This window comes from Acidimicrobiia bacterium (genome assembly GCA_035651955.1).
In the GTDB taxonomy this organism is placed as follows: domain Bacteria; phylum Actinomycetota; class Acidimicrobiia; order IMCC26256; family JAMXLJ01; genus JAMXLJ01.
On the sequence record DASRES010000015.1, the window covers coordinates 62888 to 81568 of the forward strand.

Here is an 18681-nt window from a genome sequence, read left to right on the forward strand (position 1 = left end):
TAGCGTCGCCGGGCGTGACGGACGGGACGGACGGGCGGGTGCCGCACCGGCCGGACGGGACGCGGAGCCGGTTGCCGGCGAGTGTCGTCGTGCCGACGGTGGGTCGCGCCGACCTCGTACGCGCGTGCGTCGCGTCGGTCGCCGCGTGCGACCCCGCTGCGGACGAGATCGTCGTCGTCGACCAGAGCGGCGAGCCCGCGGTCCGCGACGCCGTGCGCGAGGCGGGCGGCAACGCCGCGCGTGTCGTGCACTGTGACGGGCGGGGCGTCGCGCGCGCGACGAACCTCGGTGTCCGTGAGGCGCGCAACGGGGCGGTCCTCGTCACGCACGACGACTGCACGGTCGCGCCGGACTGGGTCGGGGCCGGGTTCCGCCACCTGCAGCAGCAGCCCGACGTGCTCTTCACGGGCCGGGTCAAGCCCCCGCCGGGCACGGTGTACGTGCCGTCGACGAAGGACGACCCCGAGCCGCACGACTTCACGGGCGAGCGCGCCATGGGGGTCCTGTACCCCGCGTGCATGGCGTTCGGGCGCGACGTGATGCTGGCGTTCGGTGGGTTCGACGAACGTGACGAGATGCGCTCGGCCGAGGACAACGACCTGTGCTACCGGTGGCTGGACGACGGCCGCGGCCTTCGCTACGAGCCCGACATGGTCGTGTGGCACCACGACTGGCGCACGCCCGAGCAGATCGTGCAGACACACCTCGCGTACGCGCGCAGCGAGGGCGCGCTCTACGCGAAGCACCTGTACGCGCGTGACTGGCGCGTGCTGCCGTTCCTGTGGTGGGAGCTGCGCACCGCGGTGCGGGCACGCGTCGGCGCGCTCGTGAAGCATCGCCCGCGCTGGCAGGACGAGCGCCGAGAGATGCTCTTCCCGCTCCTCGGCGCGCTCGCGCGCGGCCTCGTCGCCGAGCGGCGCCGCGCGGCCCGTCAGCGCGCGGTGCCGACGTCGCCCAGCACACGAGCCAGGTAGCGACCGTCGCAGTCGGCGTCCGCGACGCCGGACGCGAACGACGCCGCGAGCGCGATGTGCTGCAGCTGCCGCGTCGGGCGCGTACCGAGCACCGGACGCCCGTGTCGCGCGACGGACTCCGCGACCGTCGCGATCGCGGCGTAGACGCGCGGCGCGCGGGTCGGGAGCCGGCGGAGGAACGTCGTCGTCCGACCGGCAGGGTTCATCGGGAACAGCGTCTCGGCCGTGTGCGGGTGGTCCCGCGCGATCAGCACGCAGTTGCGTCCGATGCTGCGCTGCCGGCGGACCATCTCCGTGAACGTCGCGTGCTCCGGGTGCAGTGCCACCGCCTCGGGATCGAAGCGGATGCGCACACCGGCGTCGAGCAGGCGCGCGGCGAGCTCGAAGTCCTCACAGCCGTACTCGACGAACCGCTCGTCGAAGCCGCCGACGTCACGGAAGCACGCGACCGGACCGCTCGCGTTGGCCGCGGTGAACAGGTCGAACCGGTCGATCACGGCACGGTCGTGGAGCTCGGCGTGGTGCGCGGCCCACCACTCGCGTGCGTCGTCGGGGACGTCGCTGTCGTCGGGGATGACGCACAGGCCCACGACGACGTCGTCACCCGCCTCGCCCTCGTGCGCGGCGCGGTGGCGCGCGAGCAGGCCGGGGGTCGGGACGACGTCGTCGTCGAGGAACCAGACGATCTCACCGGTCGCGCGCGCGAGCCCCGCGTTGCGCGCCGCGGCCAGCCCGCGGTTCGGCTGCCAGTGGACCCGTACCGGCATCCGCCACGGTCCCGAGTCGACCGCTTCGCGCGAGCCGTCGTCGGACCCGTCCAGCACGACCACGACGTCGACGCCCGCACCCGTCGCCCCGTCGCGGGCGATCTCGTCGTCGAGCGCGTGCAGCAGGCGCAGCAGCGGCGCGCGCCGCTGGTACGACGCGATCGCGACCGTCATCGTCCGCATGGAAATACGGCAATGTAGCGGGATGGCAGAACGGGACCGGCCGCGGTGGCGCCGCGCCGCGGCATGGGTGCGTGACCGGGCGCTGGACCGCGGTCTCCTCCCGTACCGTCCCGAGCGTCATCCGCCGGAGCGGTTCGAGGCCGGCTACCGCACCGGCGACTTCGAGTACTACGCGCAGCTCGACGAGATGCCGCGCTACGGCGTGCTGCTCGGGTACGTGACGTACTTCGGCGACGTTCCCGACGTGCTCGACATCGGGTGCGGGCGCGGCCTGCTGCGGATCCGGCTCCCCGAGGACGCCTTCCGCAGCTACGTGGGCGTGGACTTCGCGGGCGCGGCGATCGACGCGGCGCGCGCGCTCGAGGACGGGCGCACCCGGTTCGTGCACGGCGACGCTCGCACGCTCGACCTCCCGCACGCCGACGTCGTCGTGCTCAACGAGGTGCTCTACTACCTCGACGACGCCGACGCGTTCCTCACGCGCGTCGCCGGGTGGCTGCGTCCCGGCGGGCGCGTGCTCACGTCGATGTGGCGCCATCCCGGTGACGCGCAGCTGTGGCGGATCGTCGACGAGCGGTTCGAGCTCGTCGACCGGGTGCACGTCCGGTCCGAGCGCAACACGCTGTCACCCCACGGGTGGCGCGTCGCGTGTCACGTCAACCGGGGAGGGTCGTGAACCGCAGGCCGCGTTTGTGCGCGCACGACACGACGCGTTCGAGCGCGCCGATGGTCGGCGACCGGTCGACGACGTCGCGTGTGAGCGCGCCCACGAGCGCGTCGTGCAGCAGGACGACCGCGCCCGCGTCGAGCGCCGCGAGCCGGTCCTGCAGCGCGGCCGAGGTCACACCGGGCTCCCAGTCGCGGGGGTCGACGGTCCACAACCACGGCCGCAGCCTCGCCGCGCGCATCGCGCACGCGCCCTTCACGCTGACGTAGCCCTTCGGGGGGCGGAACAGCGGAACGTCGCGGCCGAGGACGTCCTCGAGCGCACGGCGCCCGTCGCGGTACTCGCGCCGCAGCGTCGACAGCTCGACGGTCCACGGCTCGGGGTGCGACCACGAGTGCGACCCGATCGCATGGCCCGCCTCCACGGTGCGGCGGACGAGCTCCGGGTGGGCGCGTGCGTGGACGCCGACGACGAAGAACGTCGCGACGACGCCGAGGTCCGCGAGACGGTCGAGGAGCGCGGGCGTGTGCTCCGGGTCGGGCCCGTCGTCGAACGTCAGGGCGACCGCGCGCGAACCGGCGTCGAGACCCGTGCGCACGCCGGCGAGCCGGGGCGCGAGCGCTTCGAGGCGCCGGTCGACGGCGGGCACACGCCGGAGACGGTCGAGCACCGGCGTATGCTACGGATCTTCCCCCTCCGTTCCGTGAAGCGTCAGACACACATCATGTGCTTGACGCTTCACAGAACGGATGCGGGGGACGAGGAAGGCGCGCAACGCGGCGCCAACCGCGGGGACCGAGAACGACGCCTCCACCCGCGCGCGTGCGGCGGTCCCGAGCGCGCGCGCCCGCGCGGGGTCGTCGAGGAGCGCGCAGAGCGCGCCCGCAAGCGCGTGCGCGTCCCCGACCGGCACGACGGCGCCGCACGGCTCCGGTCCGCCGGTCACGAGGTCGCGGATGCCGTGCGCGGCCGTCGCCACGACGGGCAGCTCGCACGCCATCGCCTCGACGGGCGCGACCGCGAAGCCCTCGTGACGCGAGGGCAGCACGTAGACGTCCGCGGCCGACAGCTCCCTCCGCACGACGGCGCGGTCGTTCACGTACTCGTCGCGCCACGTGACCGTCTCGGCTCCGTCGCCGAGATCGTCGAGGAGCGCGTGCAGCGCGACGGCGTCACGCCCCGAGCCGACGAGACGCAGGCGCGGCGGCGCGGGCCGGTGGCGGTCGAGGACCTCGCGCCAGGCGGCGACGAGCGTGTCGAGACCCTTGCGGGTGAGGTCGACGCGGCCGTGCCACGCGACGACGCGCGCGTCGGGCCCGATGCCGAGCTCGCGCCGCGCGGCGTCCTTCGGTTCCGGCCGCCACCGGTCGACGTCGATCGGGTTGACGATCCGCGCGATGCGGTCGTCCGGTACGCCCCGCTCGTCGTGGAGACGGCGGATCTCGTCGCTCGACGCGACGACGAGGCCCGCGCACCGGCCGATCGCGAGCGGCCGCGTGAAGCGCTCGAAACGCGTGCGCGCCACCGACCCGCCCTGGAACGTCGCGAAGACGGGCCGTCGCAGGACGCGCCCGAGCGCGACGCACACGTCGAAACGCGCCTCCTCGTACTCCTGCACGAGCAGCGCGTCGCACCGTTCGTCGCGCACCACGCGTGCGAGCGCCCGAACCGGCGTCGAGCACCAGGGCGCGAGGTTGCGCGCGACCTCGGGCGCGATCGTGGCGACGCCGCGGCGACCGCCGCTCGCCTCGAAGCGGTCCGCGGCCCACGACGACGCGAGCCGCGAGCGGACGGCCCGGTACGCCCGCGGCGACGGGAGCAGCCAGGCCGTCGCCCCCGTCGCGCGGTGCACCCGACGCTCGGGTCGCGTGACGGCGCGTGACACGATCGCGAGGACGGTCCGTACGCGGGCGGACGCGAGCGCGTCGACGTAGCCGAACATCCAGCCGCCCGACATCTCGTCGAGGAAGCCGTCCACCGTCATGTCGAGCTCATCGAGGTAGTCCTCGATCACGTCTCCCCACGGGAGGAGCGCGACCGTGAGGTCGCTCGCGTCCGTCACCGGCACGCCCGGGTCCGCGCGATGCGACGCGCCGACCGTTGGTAGCTGCCCGCCAGCCCGACGAGGCCGCCGGCGAGCTCGGCGGCCGCGAGCGCGGGCGGTCGCGCGCCGTCGCCACGCCCGGCGTCGCGCAGCGCGGCGACCTCGTACGCGAGCCACCACCGCAGCACCCGGCGCAGCGCGGGCCGCGCGTCCGGGTCGGTCCACCACCACTTCGACAGGAACGCGAGGTACGACTCGCCCCACGACCAGTACTGGCGGCGCAGCTCGCGCATCGTGCGCCGGTGCTCGTGGAACACCACGACCGCGGGGTCGTACACGAGGACGCGGCCGTCGCGCAGCAGGCGCGTCAGCATGTCGAGATCGCCGCCGCCCGGCAGCGGGGGACCGGTGTCGAGCGCGTCGTCGAACCCGCCGAGCGCGAGCGCGATGTCCCGCCGCAGCGCCATGTTCGCCCCCGACCCGAACTTCGGGCCCCACGGGTGCAGCGGATCGGCGGGATCGTGCGCGCCGTCGTAGCGCAGTCGCGTGAAGCCCTCCCGGAACCCGCCGCTGCGCTCGAACGTCACCTGGGCCTCGGTGTCCAGCGCGGACGGCAGGATGAGACCCGTGACCGCGGCCGCGTCCGCGTCGCGCGACCACGCCCGCTGCAGCGCGTGCACGAAGTCGCGGTCGACGACCACGTCGTCGTCCACGAACGCGACGACGTCCGTTCCCGCCTCGTGGAGGGCACGGTTGCGGGCGATGTCGAGGCCGGGGCGCGGCTCGCACGTGTACGTCACGTCGTCACGCGACGCGACGAGCCGCTCGGTGCGCGAGTCGGACGGCGCGTTGTCGACCACGAGCACCTTCGTGTCCGGATCGCGCGCGACGACGATCGAGTCGAGACAGCGCCCGAGACGCTCGGTCCGGTCCCGGGTGCACACGGCGACCGTGATCGACACGGTGGAGCCGGCGGGGCCAGGCGGCGGGTCGTCGCGCACCGAGGCCGGGACCCCGCGCGCCCCGAGCATGGCCAGCAGCGCGGCGGGCCCGACGACGGACCCCGCCGGCCTCGGCTCGATCGCGAAGCCGACGACGCGCCCGCGGTCGCGCGCGACGACCGCGATGCCGTCCTGGTCGTCGCGGAGACGGATCTCGGGCCGCGCGGCGCCGGTCGCGACGTCGACCTCCACGAGCGCGTACCCCATCGACGGCGCAGGGTAGGCGGCCCGACCGGCCCTAGAGTTGCGCCGCGTGACGACGACCGGCGCGCGACCCGACGTCGCGGCCACGGCCGACGGGCCGGCATGGGTGGAGAACCGCTCGACGCGCGGACGCCGCGCGCTCCGCCTCGACGAGGTGTGGCGATCACGCGAGCTCGTCTGGTTCCTCGCGCTGCGCGACCTCCAGGTCCGCTACAAGCAGGCCGTCTTCGGGATCACGTGGGCGGTGCTGCAACCGGTCGTCGGTGCGGCGGTGCTGACCGTCGTGTTCAGCCGGCTCGCGGGCGTCAAGACGGGTGGCATCCCCTACCCGGCGTTCGCGTACCTCGGGTACTCGGTGTGGTCGTACTTCTCGTCGTCGCTCACGACCATGACCGACAGCCTCGTCGAGAACGCGCCGCTCGTGACGAAGGTGTACTTCCCGCGTCTCGCGGTTCCGCTCGCGGGCGCGCTCCCCGGTCTCGTCGACCTCGCGGTCGCGCTCGTCGTGCTGATCGGGTTCATGGCGTACTACGCGATCGTGCCGGGCATCGCGATCGTCACGCTGCCGTTGTGGCTCGCCGCGCTCGTACTGACCGCGCTCGGCGCGGGTCTGCTGCTCGCGACGCTCAACGTGCGCTACCGCGACGTCCACCACATCACGGGACTGCTCGTGCAGGTGTGGATCTTCGCGAGCCCGGTCGCGTACCCCGCGTCGCTCGTCCACGGCAACGTCCGGTACCTCTACTACCTCAACCCGATGGCCGCGGTCCTCGAGGGGTTCCGCTGGTGCCTCCTCGCGGGGCCGGGACCCGGCTGGCCCGCGCTCGTCTCGCTCGCGACGGGGCTCCTCCTGTGCTTCGTGAGCGTGCGCGCCTTCCAGGCGAACGAGCGCCGCTTCGCGGACGTGATCTGACGGACATGAGCGACACCGTCGTGGAGGTCCGCGACCTCAGCAAGCGGTACGTGCTCGGCGAGGAGTACGGGCCCGGCCGCACGCTGCGCGAGGCCGTCGTCGCCGCGCTGCGGAGGCACCGTGGTCCACGCGAGGAGATCTGGTCGCTGCGCGACGTGTCCTTCGCGGTCGAGCGCGGGGAGCGCCTCGGTGTCATCGGGCGGAACGGCGCGGGGAAGAGCACGCTGCTGAAGGTGCTGACGCGCATCACCGAGCCGACGTCCGGCGTGTCGCGCACCCGGGGTCGCGTCGGCGCGTTGCTGGAGGTCGGGACGGGGTTCCACCCCGAGCTGACCGGCCGGGAGAACGTCTACCTGAACGGTGCGATCCTCGGCATGACGCGCCGCGAGATCGACGCGCGCTTCGGGGAGATCGCCGACTTCTCCGGTGTCGGACGGTTCCTCGACACGCCGGTCAAGCGCTACTCGTCCGGCATGGGTCTGCGGCTCGCGTTCTCGGTCGCTGCGCACCTCGCGGCCGAGATCCTGCTCATCGACGAGGTGCTCGCGGTCGGCGACGTCGAGTTCCAACGCAAGTGCCTCGGCAAGATGGACGAGGTCGGCCGCAGCGGCCGCACGGTCGTGTTCGTCAGCCACAACCTCGAAGCGGTGTCGCGGCTGTGCTCGCGCGCGATCTGGCTGGAGGGTGGCCGCATCGCGGCGATCGGCGCGACCGACGACGTGGTCGGCGCGTACCTCGCGTCGGCGGCCGGTCCGACCGACGTCGCGGCGTTTCCCGCGCGCGGCGACGCGCCGGCAACGTTGCGCGAGGTCGCGATCGTCGACGCGTCCGGTCGGCGTACCGCGGTGTTGCGCCGCGACGAGCCCTTCACCGTCGAGCTCCGCTTCGACGTCAACGAGCGCGTTCCCGGGCTCGACGCGACCGTCAACGTCGACACCGTCCGCGGCGTGCGCGTGCTGTCCGAGGCATGGTCGGAGGGGGACGGCGGGCCGCGCGGCGAGCGCGGTCACCACGTCGCGCGCGTCGTGATCCCGCCCGTCCTCAACCCCGGCGACTACCGCGTGTCGGTGTTCGTCGGCACCGCGCACGAGACGTTCGTGTGGGAGGAGGGCGTGCTCGGGTTCCGCCTCGAGGGCGACGACCAGACCCGGCCCGACCGCGTGCTACAGCTCTCGCTGCCGTGGAAGGTGGCCCGCCACCCGCTCGATCCGGCGGATTGAGGGCGAGACGTCCGAAATGCACCGCTGTGCGGGCTAGACTCGCCGCGTGACGGCGCGCCCACCCATGGGTCTCGTCAGCGTCGTCGTTCCGACCCGCAATCGGCGGCGGCTGGTCGGCCGGGCGCTGACGACGGTCCTGCAGCAACGTGAGGTCGACCTCGAGATCGTCGTGGTCGTCGACGGGTCGCCGGACGGGACGGCGGACGCGCTGCGCCGGATCGACGGGCCGATCACGATCGTGGAGCACGACTGCGCGCTCGGCGTCAGCCGGGCACGGAACGCGGGGATCGCGTGCGCGCGCGGCGAGTGGCTCGCGTTCCTCGACGACGACGACGTGTGGGCGCCGGACAAGCTCGCGACGCAGCTCGGCGCGGCGCGCGACGCGCCGGGTGTGGGCTGGGTCATGGCGGGCGCGACCGCGGTCGGCGACGACCTGCGGCTGATCGGCGAGCAACCCGTGCCCGACGTCGACGACGTCGCGCGCCAGCTGCTCGCGTTCAACGTCGTGCCGGGTGGCGGGTCCGGCGTCCTCGCACGCGCCGAGCTCGTGCGCGAGCTCGGCGGCTTCGACCCCGACTACTCGAACCTCGCCGACCGCGACCTGTGGATCCGGCTCGCGCTCGCCGCGCCGGCGGCGTCGGCGCAGCGGCCGCTCGTCGGGTACGTGATCCACGACCACGGCATGGCGCACGACGTCCACCGCTCGGCGGTCGAGCGCGACGCGATCAACCGGAAGTACGCGGCCGAGCGCGCTGCGCACGGGCACGGCGACGACGACTCGCGCGCATGGCTCGCGTACCTGGGGGGGATGTACCTGCGCGCGGGAGACCGTCTGGATGCGGCCCGGGTCCACGCGCGGCTCGCCCGCCGCCACGGCGTCCCCCGTGCCTGGCTCCTGGCCGCCGTCGGCCTGGCCTTCCCGAACGTCCAGCGGTGGCGGGACCGGCGCGCCGCGAGCGCGATCGAGCCGGAATGGCGCGCGGCGACGATGCGTTGGCTGGCACCATTGCAGGACCGCGAGCGAGCAGGAGACCCGTGGCTGTTGGGCGGTACCCCGGAGTGTGCAACCGGCACGTCATGACGGCGGACGTGCGGCCGGGACGGGCGCGCGGGTAGGTCCGTCCGGTGGGCGTCCACGACATCGAGGTCGTCGTCCTCGCGGTCGCCGCCGCGCTGTTCTTCGCGACGAGCAACGTGCTCGAGCAGCGCTCCGCGCGGGAGGCCCCCGAGGAGCAGGCGCTGAAGCCGGGGCTCGTCGTGCACCTGGCCCGCCAGCGGCGCTGGCTGCTCGGCATCGTCGCCGACGTGAGCGGCTACATCTGCCAGGCAGCCGCGCTCGGGATCGGCCTGCTCGTCGTCGTCCAGCCGATCCTCGCGACGGGCCTCCTCTTCTCGCTCGCGCTGGACGTCGCGACGTCGCGCCGGCGACTGCGCGCGTGGGAGTGGGGCGTCGCCGCGCTGCTCGCGGCCGCGCTCGGCCTGTTCCTCTCCGAGTCGTCGCCCGGCGGCGGCAGCGCCCGCGCGCCGTGGCCCGACTGGGTGTTGCCGCTCGCGGTGATCTCGGCGGTCGTGCTCGTCGCGATCGCGCTCGGACGCCGGTCGACGGGCGCGGTGCGCGCGTCGCTGCTCGCGTTCGCGGCGGGCACGATGTTCGGGATCACCGCGCCGCTCACGAAGGCGTTCGTCCACCTGCTCGGCGGCGGTCCCGTCACGGTGCTCACCAACTGGGAGCCGTACGGGCTGGCCGTGTTCTCGATCGGCGGCTTCATCGTCATGCAGAGCGCGTTCCAGGCCGGCGAGCTCGAGGCGTCGGTGCCGTTCCTCGAGACGGCGGAGCCCGTGGTCGCGTCGATCATCGGTGTCGCGCTGCTCGGTGAGCGGCTGCACGCGGCGACCAACGTCGACCGGGCGATCATCGCCGCGACGATCGCGACGATGCTCGTGTGCGCGGTGCTGCTCGCGCGGTCGCAGGCGCGTCGCGAGGAGGCGCGCGCCGCGGCGGTCAGCGAGGCGGACGACGCGGGAACCGCGTCACCGTCACCGGCCTGACGACGTGCGGTCCGCGAAGTCGTCGAAGCGCGTCGTTACACTCGATCGATCGCTCGTCGTCCCGGACCCGCCGCGCAGTTGTGGCGCCGTCGTTACGTCACCGCGCTCGTGCTGTGCATCGCGTGCATCGCGACCGGCATCGTGGGCGCGAACGTCGCCGTCGACCTGAAGCTCGCGCACATCAAGCGGATCAGCCTGGTCGAGTCGACACCCGCGACGAGCGTCGCGAACTACCTCGTGATCGGGTCCGACTCACGCGCGTTCGTGGACAACTCGCAGGAAGCGCGCGCGTTCGGCACCGCCGCGAGTCAGGGCGGGCAGCGCTCGGACACGATGATGATCGTCCACGTCGACCCGCACCGGCACCGCAACCTCGTCGTGTCGATCCCGCGCGATCTCGTGGTCGACGTCCCGGGCCACGGCACCGAGCGCATCAACGCGGCGTTCAACGACGGCCCGCAGCGCGTCATCGACACGATCAAGGCGGACTTCGGCGTCGCGATCAACCACTACGTCGAGATCAACTTCCTCGCGTTCCAGGGGATCGTCGACGCGATCGGGCGCGTGCCCGTCGCGTTTCCGTACCCGGCCCGGGACAAGAAGTCGGGCCTGTCGGTCGGCGCCGGCTGCCAGGCCCTCGACGGCCAGCAGGCCCTCGCGTACGTGCGCTCGCGATCGCTCGAGTACCTCGTCGACGGGCAGTGGCGCGACGCGAGCCCGCGCGCGGACCTCGACCGCATCGACCGCCAGCACCAGTTCCTCCGCCAGCTCGCGCAGGCCGCGGTCCACGCGGGCATCCGCAACCCGCTCACGGCGAGTCGCATCGTCGACAGCATCGTCGGGAAGCTCGTCGTCGACGACCGGATGAGCCGCGGCAACATCCTCGGGCTCGTCAACGCGTTCCGCACCGTCGACCCCAACGCTCCCGGCGCGCTCGAGATGACCACGCTCCCGAACGTGCCCGCACAGGGCGGCACGCTCGCACTGAAGGAGCCCGACGCGGACGCGCTGCTCACGCGCCTGCGCGATGACGGCCGCGGTGGCGAGCACGACACGACCGGCGTGAAGCCGAGCGAGGTGCGCGTCGAGGTGCGCAACGCGTCGGGCGTGAACGGTCTCGCGGGGCGGACGCTCGCGCAGCTCGAGCACGACGGGTTCACCGGCGCCGGCACCGGGAACGCGCCCTCGGACACCACGACGCGCATCCGGTACGCGCCCGGCGCGGTGACGAAGGCGTCGCTCGTGCAGGCCAAGCTCAACGGCGCCGGCGTGCTCACCGAGGACAGCTCGCTCGGCGGCGACGTCGACGTGCTCGTGGTGCTCGGCGCGGACGCGGGCACCCACCGTGCGGCGCCGCCGACGGCCGCGGGCGGGACACCGGCGACGTCGTCAGCGACGTCGTCGGCGACGTCCGTGACCTCCGCCGCCACCTGCTGACACCCTGGCGCCCCGTGCGGCGCGTGGGTACGGTGCCGCGACACGCGTCACGAGGAGGTGCCCCGTGTTCGTGCCGCTCACGATCCTCGACTTCCTGGAGCGTGCCGAGCTCGTCTACGGCGAGCGTGTCGCCGTCGTCGACGAGCCCGAGCCGCCCGGCGGGTCGCTCGGCCGGCTCACGTACGGTGAGCTCGCGGCGTCGGCCCGCAGCCTCGCGGTCGCGCTCGACGAGCTCGGGCTCGACGCCGGCGAGCGCGTCGCGATCGTGTCGCCGAACGCGGCTCGGTTCCTGATCACCCTGTTCGGCGTGAGCGCGTACGGCCGCGCGCTGGTGCCGATCAACTTCCGGCTGAACGCGGACGAGGTCGGGTACATCGTCGAGCACTCGCGCGCGGCAGTGCTCCTCGTCGACCCCGAGTACGCGGACACGTTCGCGGACGTCGACGTCAAGCACCGGTACGTGCTGGGCACGTCGACCGACGACGAGCTGTTCCGGCGCACCGGCACGCCCGCGTTCGTCACGGACGACGAGCGCGCGACGGCGTCGATCAACTACACGTCGGGGACGACCGCCCGACCCAAGGGCGTGCAGCTCTCGCACCGCAGTCTCTGGCTGAACGCGACGACCTTCGGATGGCACGCGGGTGTGAGCGACCGCGACGTGTACCTCCACACGCTGCCGATGTTCCACTGCAACGGCTGGGGCCTGCCGTACGCGCTCACCGGGATGGGCGCGCGCCAGGTCGTCATCCGCAAGATCGACGGCGAGGAGATCCTGCGGCGCGTCGAGGAGGAGGGCGTGACGTTCCTCGCGGGCGCGCCCGCGGTCGTCGCTGCGATCCTCGACGCCGCGTCGGCGCGTCGCTCGCGGGGAACGGAGGTCCCCGGGCGTGACCGGGTGCGGATGGTCGTCGCCGGTGCGCCGCCGCCGTCGAAGGTGATCGAGCGCGTCGAGACCGAGCTCGGCTGGGAGTTCCTCCAGATCTACGGCCTCACCGAGACGTCACCGTTGCTGACGATCAACCGCCGGCGCGCCGAGTGGGACGACCTGTCGCCGGCGGAGCGCGCCCGCCTGCTGTCGCGCGCCGGTGCACCGGCGCTCGGCGTCCGGCTCGACGTCGACGACGAGGGCGAGGTGCTGGCCCGCTCGAACAACGTGTTCGAGGGCTACTGGGACCAGCCCGACGAGAGCGCGAAGGCGCTCGCCGGCGGGTGGTTCCACACCGGCGACGGCGGTGAGCTCGACGGCGCGTACCTCACGATCTCCGACCGCAAGAAGGACGTGATCATCACCGGCGGCGAGAACGTGTCGTCGATCGAGGTCGAGGACTGCCTGTACCAGCATCCCGCGGTCGCGGAGTGCGGTGTCATCGGCGTGCCCGACGAGAAGTGGGGCGAGACGGTCAAGGCGCTCGTCGTGCTGCGCGACGGCGCGCGCGTCACCGAGGTCGAGCTCGTCGCCCACTGCCGTGAGCGGCTCGCCCACTTCAAGTGCCCGACGTCGATCGAGTTCCGCGACGCGCTCCCGCGCACCGCGACCGGCAAGCTCCAGAAGTTCAAGCTGCGCTCGGACTACTGGACCGGTCGCGACCGCCAGGTCAACTGACGCGCACCCCCGCAGCAACGCCCGGTTGGGACGTTTTGTCGGCGTAGCGCCGACAAAACGTCCCAACGGACGTCGGGGGGAACGGGGATCAGCCGACCGTCGCCGGCTCGCGGGGCTCGAGCTCGTCGTGCGGCGGCTCGGGCGCGGCCTCGACGGCCACGCGGGGGAGGAGCCGGTCGAGCCAGCGGGGGAGCCACCAGTTCGCGTTGCCGAGCAGCTCCATCGTGGCGGGCACGAGCACCATCCGGACGATCGTCGCGTCGATGAACACCGCCGCGGCCAGGCCGAAGCCGACCATCTTCAGCACGCGCAGGTCGCCGAGGACGAACGACAGGAACACCGCGATCATGATCGCCGCGGCCGCGGTGATCACGCGGGCCGTCATCGCGAGCCCGTCGACGACGGACTGCGCGTTGTCGCCCGTCCGCAGCCACTCCTCACGGATGCGCGAGATGAGGAACACCTCGTAGTCCATCGAGAGACCGAAGAGGATCGCGAACAGCATCATCGGGACCCACGCCTCGATCGGGCCCTTCTCGATGCCGAACAGCGACTTCGCCCAGCCCCACTGGAACACCGCGACGACGAGGCCGTACGCGGCGCCGATCGACAGCACGTTCATCACGGCCGCCTTGAGCGCGACGACCACCGAGCGGAACACGCACATCAGCAAGAGGAACGACAGCGCGATGACGGCACCGATGAACCACGGCAGCCGCGCGCCGATCGTCGCGCTCATGTCGATCACGACCGCGGTCGTCCCGCCGACGTCGACCGTCGCGCCCGTTCCCTTCACCACCCCGGGGATGACGTCGTCGCGGAGGTGATGGACGAGCTTCTCGGTCTTGACGTCCTGCGGCGAGGTCGTCGGGATCACCGACACGATCGCCGCGTTGCCCTGCGGGTTGACCTGCGGCGGTGCGACGGCCGCGATGCCGGGCACGGTCCGCAGCTGCTGCTCGAGCGGGCCCAGCACCTTCACCGAGCCGGGCTTCGACAGGTCGGCCGCGAGGACCAACGGGCCGTTGTGACCGGGCCCGAAGCCCTTGGCCAGGAGGTCGTACGCCTTGCGCGTCGTCGTGGACGGCAGGTCGTTGCCGGCGTCCGCGCTGCCGAGGTGGATCGAGAACAGCGGGAGCGCGAGCACGACGAGCACCGCGAGCGACACGAGCGCGGTCGGCCACGGGTAGCGCTGCACCTCGCGGCTCCACCGCCACGCGAGTGTCGTGCGGTGGTCGTCCTCCTTGCGGTGCAGGAACGGGATCGAGAACTTGTCGATGTTCGTCCCCGCGAAGCCGAGCACCGCGGGCAGCAGCGTGATCGACGCGAGCATCACCATCGCGACCGCCGCCGACGCGCCGAGCGCGAGGCCGTTCAGGAACGAGAACCGCATCAGGAACATGCCGAGCAGCGAGATGACGACGGTCGTGCCGGCGAACAGCACGGCCCGACCGGCGGTCGTCGCCGCCTCGAGCACGGACGCCTGAGGGTCGCGGCCCGCGGCGAGCGCCTGGCGGTAGCGCGTGACGATGAACAGCGCGTAGTCGATGCCGACACCGATGCCGATCATCGACGCGACCTGCGGCGCGAACTCCGGCACCTTCATGACGTGCGCGAGCAGCTCGACGATGGCGAGCCCGATGCCGATCCCGGACAGCGCGGTGAGGATCGGCAGGCCCATCGCGAGCAACGACCCGAACGCGATGAGCAGGATCACGATCGCGGCGAGGATGCCGACGAGCTCCGTCGCGCCGCCCCCGTTGTTCTGGACGCCCTGCTCGACCGGCCAGCCGCCCAGCTCGAACTGCACGCCGTCGCGGCTCGCGGCCTTCGCCTGGTCGATCCAGTGCGACGCCTCCGACTTCGTCACCTTGTCGGTGCGCACGTCGAGCTGCACGGTCGCGTACGCGATCGTCCCGTCCTGCGAGACCTGCCGGGCGGCGGTCACGTCGGGTGCGAACGGCGAGCGCGCACTCGTGACGTGGCGCGTCGCCTGGAGCTGCTGCAGCAGCTGCGCGGTCTGCTGTTGCACCGCGGGCGTCCGCACACCGCCGGGCGCGTGGATGACGACGTCGAACGTGTCACCCGACTGCGTCGGGAAGCGCTCCTTCAGGAGGTCGTACGCGCGCTGCGACTCGGTGTTCTGGCCGCTGAAGCTCTTGTCGTACGCGCCCTTCGCGGCCTGGCCGATGACGCTCATCGCCACGAGGGCGACGATCCACGTCACCAGCACGGCCCATCGGCGCCGGTAGCACCAGTGGGTCAGTCGCTCGAGTCCCATCACTCGCTCCTTCCTGAACCGTCGGGGGGTACGGTGCCCGGCACGAACGCCTCGGCGTTCGCGTTCAGGCGCTCCAGCGTGGTGAAGAACTGCGCGAGCTCGTCCCGGCCGAGCCCGCGGCGCAACGCCGTCTCGAAGCGCAACGCCGCCTGCTTCATCCGGGTGAAGGTCTCGGTGCCGTCGGGCGTGAGCTCCACCCGCCACACGCGGCGGTCGGCCGGGTCGCGCGTGCGGCTCACGAGGCCGGCGCTCTCCAGCCGGTCCACGTGGTAGGTGACGGTGGCGTCCTCCACGTGGATCCGACGAGCGAGCTCGCGCTGACTCACCGGTCCGGCGCGGTCCAGCGTGAGGAGGACCATCCAGGTCGGCAGGGATCCGCCCGCCCGGGCCATCGTCTCCTCGAAGCGGGCCGCGACGACCTTCCCGGTGAAGGCCAGCGCCCGCCCGACGACCTGCCCGTCGTCGTCGATGTCCCAGTCGGGGGAAACCATAGAGATCGAAGTATTCGACGTAATACCGTTCGAAGTCAACATGATGTGCCCGGGGTCACGGCGATCCGGTGGCCGCCGTCACCGTCACCCCGCCCTGGCTGGACCGGGCGGTGACGCGGCGGGTGCTCGCGGGGTCGGTCGGGACGCCGACGTCGGTCGAGCCCTGCGACGCGCGGGCGTCCACGCGGTACGGGACGTGGTCACGGGGGACCACGACGTGCACGCTGCCCTGGCTCGAGCGGGCGACGACGCGCGACGGGTCGTTCGCGAACACGAGGGTGACGCTGCCCTGGCTCGCCGACGCGTCGACGGCGGTCGACCGGAGCCCGGTCGCCCGGACGCTGCCCTGCGACGCGTGCGCGTCAACCCGCCCGCCGACGCCCGCGAGCGTGACGCCGCCCTGGCCGGCGCGCGCGTCGACGTCGCCCTGCACGCCCGAGACGCGGACGTCGCCCTCCGCGTGCGCGACCACGCGCACCGCCGGTGGGACGTCGAGGCGGTAGTGGGCGTTGCAGTGAGCGGACAGGAACGGGCACGACGCACGGATCACGAGCGTGTCGCCGTCGACGCGCTCGCTCACGCTGGTGTGGACGAGTCCGCGCTCGACGTCGCGGTGGACCTGCACGGTCGTGGTCCCGGGGTCGCCGACGACGTCGATCGAGCCGTGGTCGATCCGCACGTCCACGACGCGCACGGGCCCGACCGCGTAGGCCGCGCGGTGACGGTCGTACGCGACCTGCGACACGACCTGCAGCGTGCCGAACGCGAGCAGCGAAATCGTGAGGACGCTCCCACCGATCCGCCAGAGCGCGCGTGTCATGTCGCGTCCCCCACTCCGAGCCAGCGCAGGACCGCGAGCACGCGCCGGTTGTCGGTCGCGGTCGGCGCGAGGTCCAGCTTCGTGAAGATGCTGTTGACGTGCTTCTCGACCGCGCCCTCGCTGACGACGAGCTCGCGCGCGATCGCCGCGTTGCTGCGGCCCTCCGCCATGAGGCCGAGCACGTCGCGCTCGCGTGGCGTGAGCCCCTCGAGCGGATCCCGGCGCCGGCGGGCCATGAGCTGGCCGACGACCTCGGGATCGAGCGCGGTCCCGCCCGCGTTCACGCGCCGGACGGCCTCGACGAAGTCCGCGACGTCGGCGACGCGGTCCTTCAGCAGGTAGCCGACGCCGGCGCTCTCGCGTCCGAGGAGCTCGGCGGCGTACCGCTCCTCGACGTACTGCGAGAGCACGAGGATCCCGGTCTCGGGGTGGCGCTCGCGGATCGCGATCGCGGCCCGCAGCCCGTCGTCGGTCAGGTCCGGCGGCATACGGATATCGACGACGGCGAGGTCCGGATTGTGACGCTCCACGGCGTCGACGAGCGCGCCCGCGTCGCCCACCGCGGCGACGACCTCCTCGCCCGCGTCGGTCAGCAGGCGCGTCAGGCCCGCCCGCAGGAGCGCGGAGTCCTCGCCGATCACGATGCGCACGGGAGCTCCACCAGGATCGTGGTCGGACCGCCGGCGGGGCTCATGACGCGCATCCAGCCTCCGAGTGCCTCGACCCGTCCCGCGAGGCCGCGCAGGCCCGTGCCCGCGCCGTCATCGTCGGTCGCGCCGCCGACGCCGTCGTCGGTCACCTCGACGACGAGACGGTCACCGCGCCGCACGACCTCGACACGCGCGCGGGTCGCGCGCGCGTGGCGGTCGACGTTCGTCAACGCCTCGCTCACGACGAAGTACGCCGCGCTCTCGACCGCGGGCGAGGGGCGGTCGTCGACGTCGACGACGAGCTGCACCGGTACCGACGCCCGGGCGACGACGGACGACAGCGCGGCGTCGAGCCCGCGCTCCGTCAGCACCGCGGGGTGGATGCCACGAACGAGCGCGCGGAGCTCGGTGAGCGCGCGCTTCGCCTCGTCGTGCGCCTCGCCGACGAGCTCGCGCGCGGCGTGCAGGTCGGAGTCGAGCTTCTCGCGCGCCATCCCGAGGTCCATCGCGAGCGCGACGAGCCGTTGCTGCGCGCCGTCGTGCAGATCGCGCTCGATCCGCGACCGTTCCGACTCCGCGGTGTCGACGGCCGCGGAGCGCTCGCGCTGCGCCTCGGCGAGCTCGGCCCGGAGCGCGTCGCGGCGACTCGGCCCGAGCAGCCGGCGCGCCGCGAGCGTGTCGAGCGCGGCATGTCCCCGCGTCGCCCAGGGCGCGACGACGAGGAGGCCGAGCGCGCCGACGGCCGCGGTGACCACCGACGCGAGACCCTGGCCGGCCGCGACGGGGCCGAAGTCGGCGACGCCGCGCGGCAGCGCGTCGACGTACGCGGGGAGCCCGAGCAACGCCGCGGAGCCGCACCACAGCGCGACGACGACCACGCCGACGACGCCCGACGGCAGCAGCACGAGCAGGTACACGATCTCGCGCCAGCGGCTCGGCGTGCGGACGCGTTCCAGCAGGCGCCGCCACCACGACGGCGCGACGAGCGGTGGGTGCGGATCCGCGATCGCGAGGTCGAGCACCGCGGCCCGCCGGGCGCGCTCGACTCGTCCGAGTGCGCGCGCGGTGGCGAACAGCAGCCATGCGACCGGGATCGCGGCGGGCAGCACGACGAGCAGCGACGCGGACGTCGCGAGCAACGCGACCATGACCGCGAACGAGATCGTGCCGACGACGAGATCGAGCACGCCGTCGACGAGCGCCCACCACGTGCGCGACGTGCGCCAGGGGGCGAGGACGGCGCTCATGGCGGTCACCCTACGGGAGGTCGTTCGCTCCGCCGATGGTGCGACCGGGCGTCTTCGAGGTGGGGAAAACCCGACGTGCGCGAGCGAGCCGACGTCGGCGCGTCGAACCCTGCGCGATCGTGTCGGC

17 protein-coding genes are annotated in these 18681 nt (G+C 73.2%); 8 read left to right on the forward strand and 9 right to left on the reverse strand.

What is annotated here, in order from left to right; all coding sequences use genetic code 11:
- Nucleotides 1–14: 14 nt before the first annotated feature.
- Nucleotides 15–974 carry a glycosyltransferase gene (locus tag VFC33_04000; protein HZR12391.1) on the forward strand — a complete coding sequence of 320 codons (960 nt, stop codon included), beginning with the start codon at nucleotides 15–17 and terminating at the stop codon, nucleotides 972–974.
- Here the strand turns inward: VFC33_04000 and VFC33_04005 are convergent.
- Entirely contained in the window at nucleotides 932–1924 is a 993-nt protein-coding gene (locus VFC33_04005; GenBank protein HZR12392.1) for a glycosyltransferase, read from the reverse strand. The two genes, VFC33_04000 and VFC33_04005, sit on opposite strands and share 43 nt — an antisense overlap.
- Nucleotides 1925–1946: 22 nt before the next feature.
- On the opposite strand from VFC33_04005, the gene VFC33_04010 reads away from it, so the two are divergent.
- Nucleotides 1947–2600, forward strand: a complete 654-nt coding sequence (locus VFC33_04010; GenBank protein ID HZR12393.1) for a class I SAM-dependent methyltransferase — start codon at nucleotides 1947–1949, stop codon at nucleotides 2598–2600.
- On the opposite strand, the gene VFC33_04015 is transcribed toward VFC33_04010, so the two are convergent.
- The 3 genes from VFC33_04015 to VFC33_04025 are packed head-to-tail and all read right to left on the reverse strand — an operon-like array spanning nucleotide 2581 to nucleotide 5843.
- Complete coding sequence (locus VFC33_04015) at nucleotides 2581–3261, reverse strand: polysaccharide deacetylase family protein (protein HZR12394.1); 681 nt, start codon at nucleotides 3259–3261, stop codon at nucleotides 2581–2583. The genes VFC33_04010 and VFC33_04015 overlap by 20 nt on opposite strands.
- 9 nt (nucleotides 3262–3270) lie before the next feature.
- Nucleotides 3271–4659 carry a glycosyltransferase family 4 protein gene (locus tag VFC33_04020; protein HZR12395.1) on the reverse strand — a complete coding sequence of 463 codons (1389 nt, stop codon included), beginning with the start codon at nucleotides 4657–4659 and terminating at the stop codon, nucleotides 3271–3273.
- The gene (locus VFC33_04025) at nucleotides 4650–5843 is read right to left on the reverse strand and encodes a glycosyltransferase (GenBank protein ID HZR12396.1); all 1194 of its coding nucleotides are present in this window, start codon (nucleotides 5841–5843) and stop codon (nucleotides 4650–4652) included. Before VFC33_04025 ends, VFC33_04020 begins: the two co-directional genes overlap by 10 nt.
- 46 nt (nucleotides 5844–5889) lie before the next feature.
- Here VFC33_04025 and VFC33_04030 point away from each other — a divergent pair, with 46 nt between their 5' ends.
- The 6 genes from VFC33_04030 to VFC33_04055 all read left to right on the forward strand — a co-directional run bounded on the left by VFC33_04030 (nucleotide 5890) and on the right by VFC33_04055 (nucleotide 13065).
- Nucleotides 5890–6753, forward strand: coding sequence for an ABC transporter permease (locus VFC33_04030; GenBank protein HZR12397.1), 864 nt, complete (start codon nucleotides 5890–5892; stop codon nucleotides 6751–6753).
- A 5-nt stretch (nucleotides 6754–6758) separates the two neighbouring features.
- A complete protein-coding gene (locus VFC33_04035; protein HZR12398.1) occupies nucleotides 6759–7973 on the forward strand; it encodes an ABC transporter ATP-binding protein in 1215 nt (404 codons plus the stop codon).
- A gap of 46 nt (nucleotides 7974–8019) precedes the next feature.
- Nucleotides 8020–9054 carry a glycosyltransferase gene (locus VFC33_04040; GenBank protein ID HZR12399.1) on the forward strand — a complete coding sequence of 345 codons (1035 nt, stop codon included), beginning with the start codon at nucleotides 8020–8022 and terminating at the stop codon, nucleotides 9052–9054.
- Nucleotides 9055–9098: 44 nt separating this feature from the next.
- Nucleotides 9099–10022 (forward strand): DMT family transporter, encoded by a 924-nt coding sequence (locus tag VFC33_04045; GenBank protein ID HZR12400.1) that lies wholly within the window; start codon nucleotides 9099–9101, stop codon nucleotides 10020–10022.
- 78 nt (nucleotides 10023–10100) lie between these two features.
- On the forward strand, nucleotides 10101–11459 hold the full coding sequence (locus VFC33_04050) for an LCP family protein (GenBank protein HZR12401.1): 1359 nt from the start codon (nucleotides 10101–10103) through the stop codon (nucleotides 11457–11459).
- A 64-nt stretch (nucleotides 11460–11523) separates the two neighbouring features.
- A complete protein-coding gene (locus VFC33_04055; protein HZR12402.1) occupies nucleotides 11524–13065 on the forward strand; it encodes an AMP-binding protein in 1542 nt (513 codons plus the stop codon).
- Nucleotides 13066–13153: 88 nt separating this feature from the next.
- On the opposite strand, the gene VFC33_04060 is transcribed toward VFC33_04055, so the two are convergent.
- From VFC33_04060 to VFC33_04080, 5 genes are read right to left on the reverse strand one after another with little or no spacing between them, the layout of a single operon-like run.
- Nucleotides 13154–15346: an MMPL family transporter gene (locus VFC33_04060; GenBank protein HZR12403.1), complete on the reverse strand. Its 2193-nt coding sequence runs from the start codon at nucleotides 15344–15346 to the stop codon at nucleotides 13154–13156.
- A complete protein-coding gene (locus VFC33_04065; GenBank protein HZR12404.1) occupies nucleotides 15346–15837 on the reverse strand; it encodes a MarR family transcriptional regulator in 492 nt (163 codons plus the stop codon). Before VFC33_04065 ends, VFC33_04060 begins: the two co-directional genes overlap by 1 nt.
- 55 nt (nucleotides 15838–15892) lie before the next feature.
- Nucleotides 15893–16657 (reverse strand): DUF4097 family beta strand repeat-containing protein, encoded by a 765-nt coding sequence (locus VFC33_04070; protein HZR12405.1) that lies wholly within the window; start codon nucleotides 16655–16657, stop codon nucleotides 15893–15895.
- Nucleotides 16654–17307 carry a response regulator transcription factor gene (locus VFC33_04075; protein ID HZR12406.1) on the reverse strand — a complete coding sequence of 218 codons (654 nt, stop codon included), beginning with the start codon at nucleotides 17305–17307 and terminating at the stop codon, nucleotides 16654–16656. Before VFC33_04075 ends, VFC33_04070 begins: the two co-directional genes overlap by 4 nt.
- On the reverse strand, nucleotides 17295–18554 hold the full coding sequence (locus VFC33_04080; GenBank protein HZR12407.1) for a sensor histidine kinase: 1260 nt from the start codon (nucleotides 18552–18554) through the stop codon (nucleotides 17295–17297). The genes VFC33_04075 and VFC33_04080 overlap by 13 nt, the downstream gene beginning before the upstream one ends.
- Nucleotides 18555–18681 lie beyond the last annotated feature (127 nt).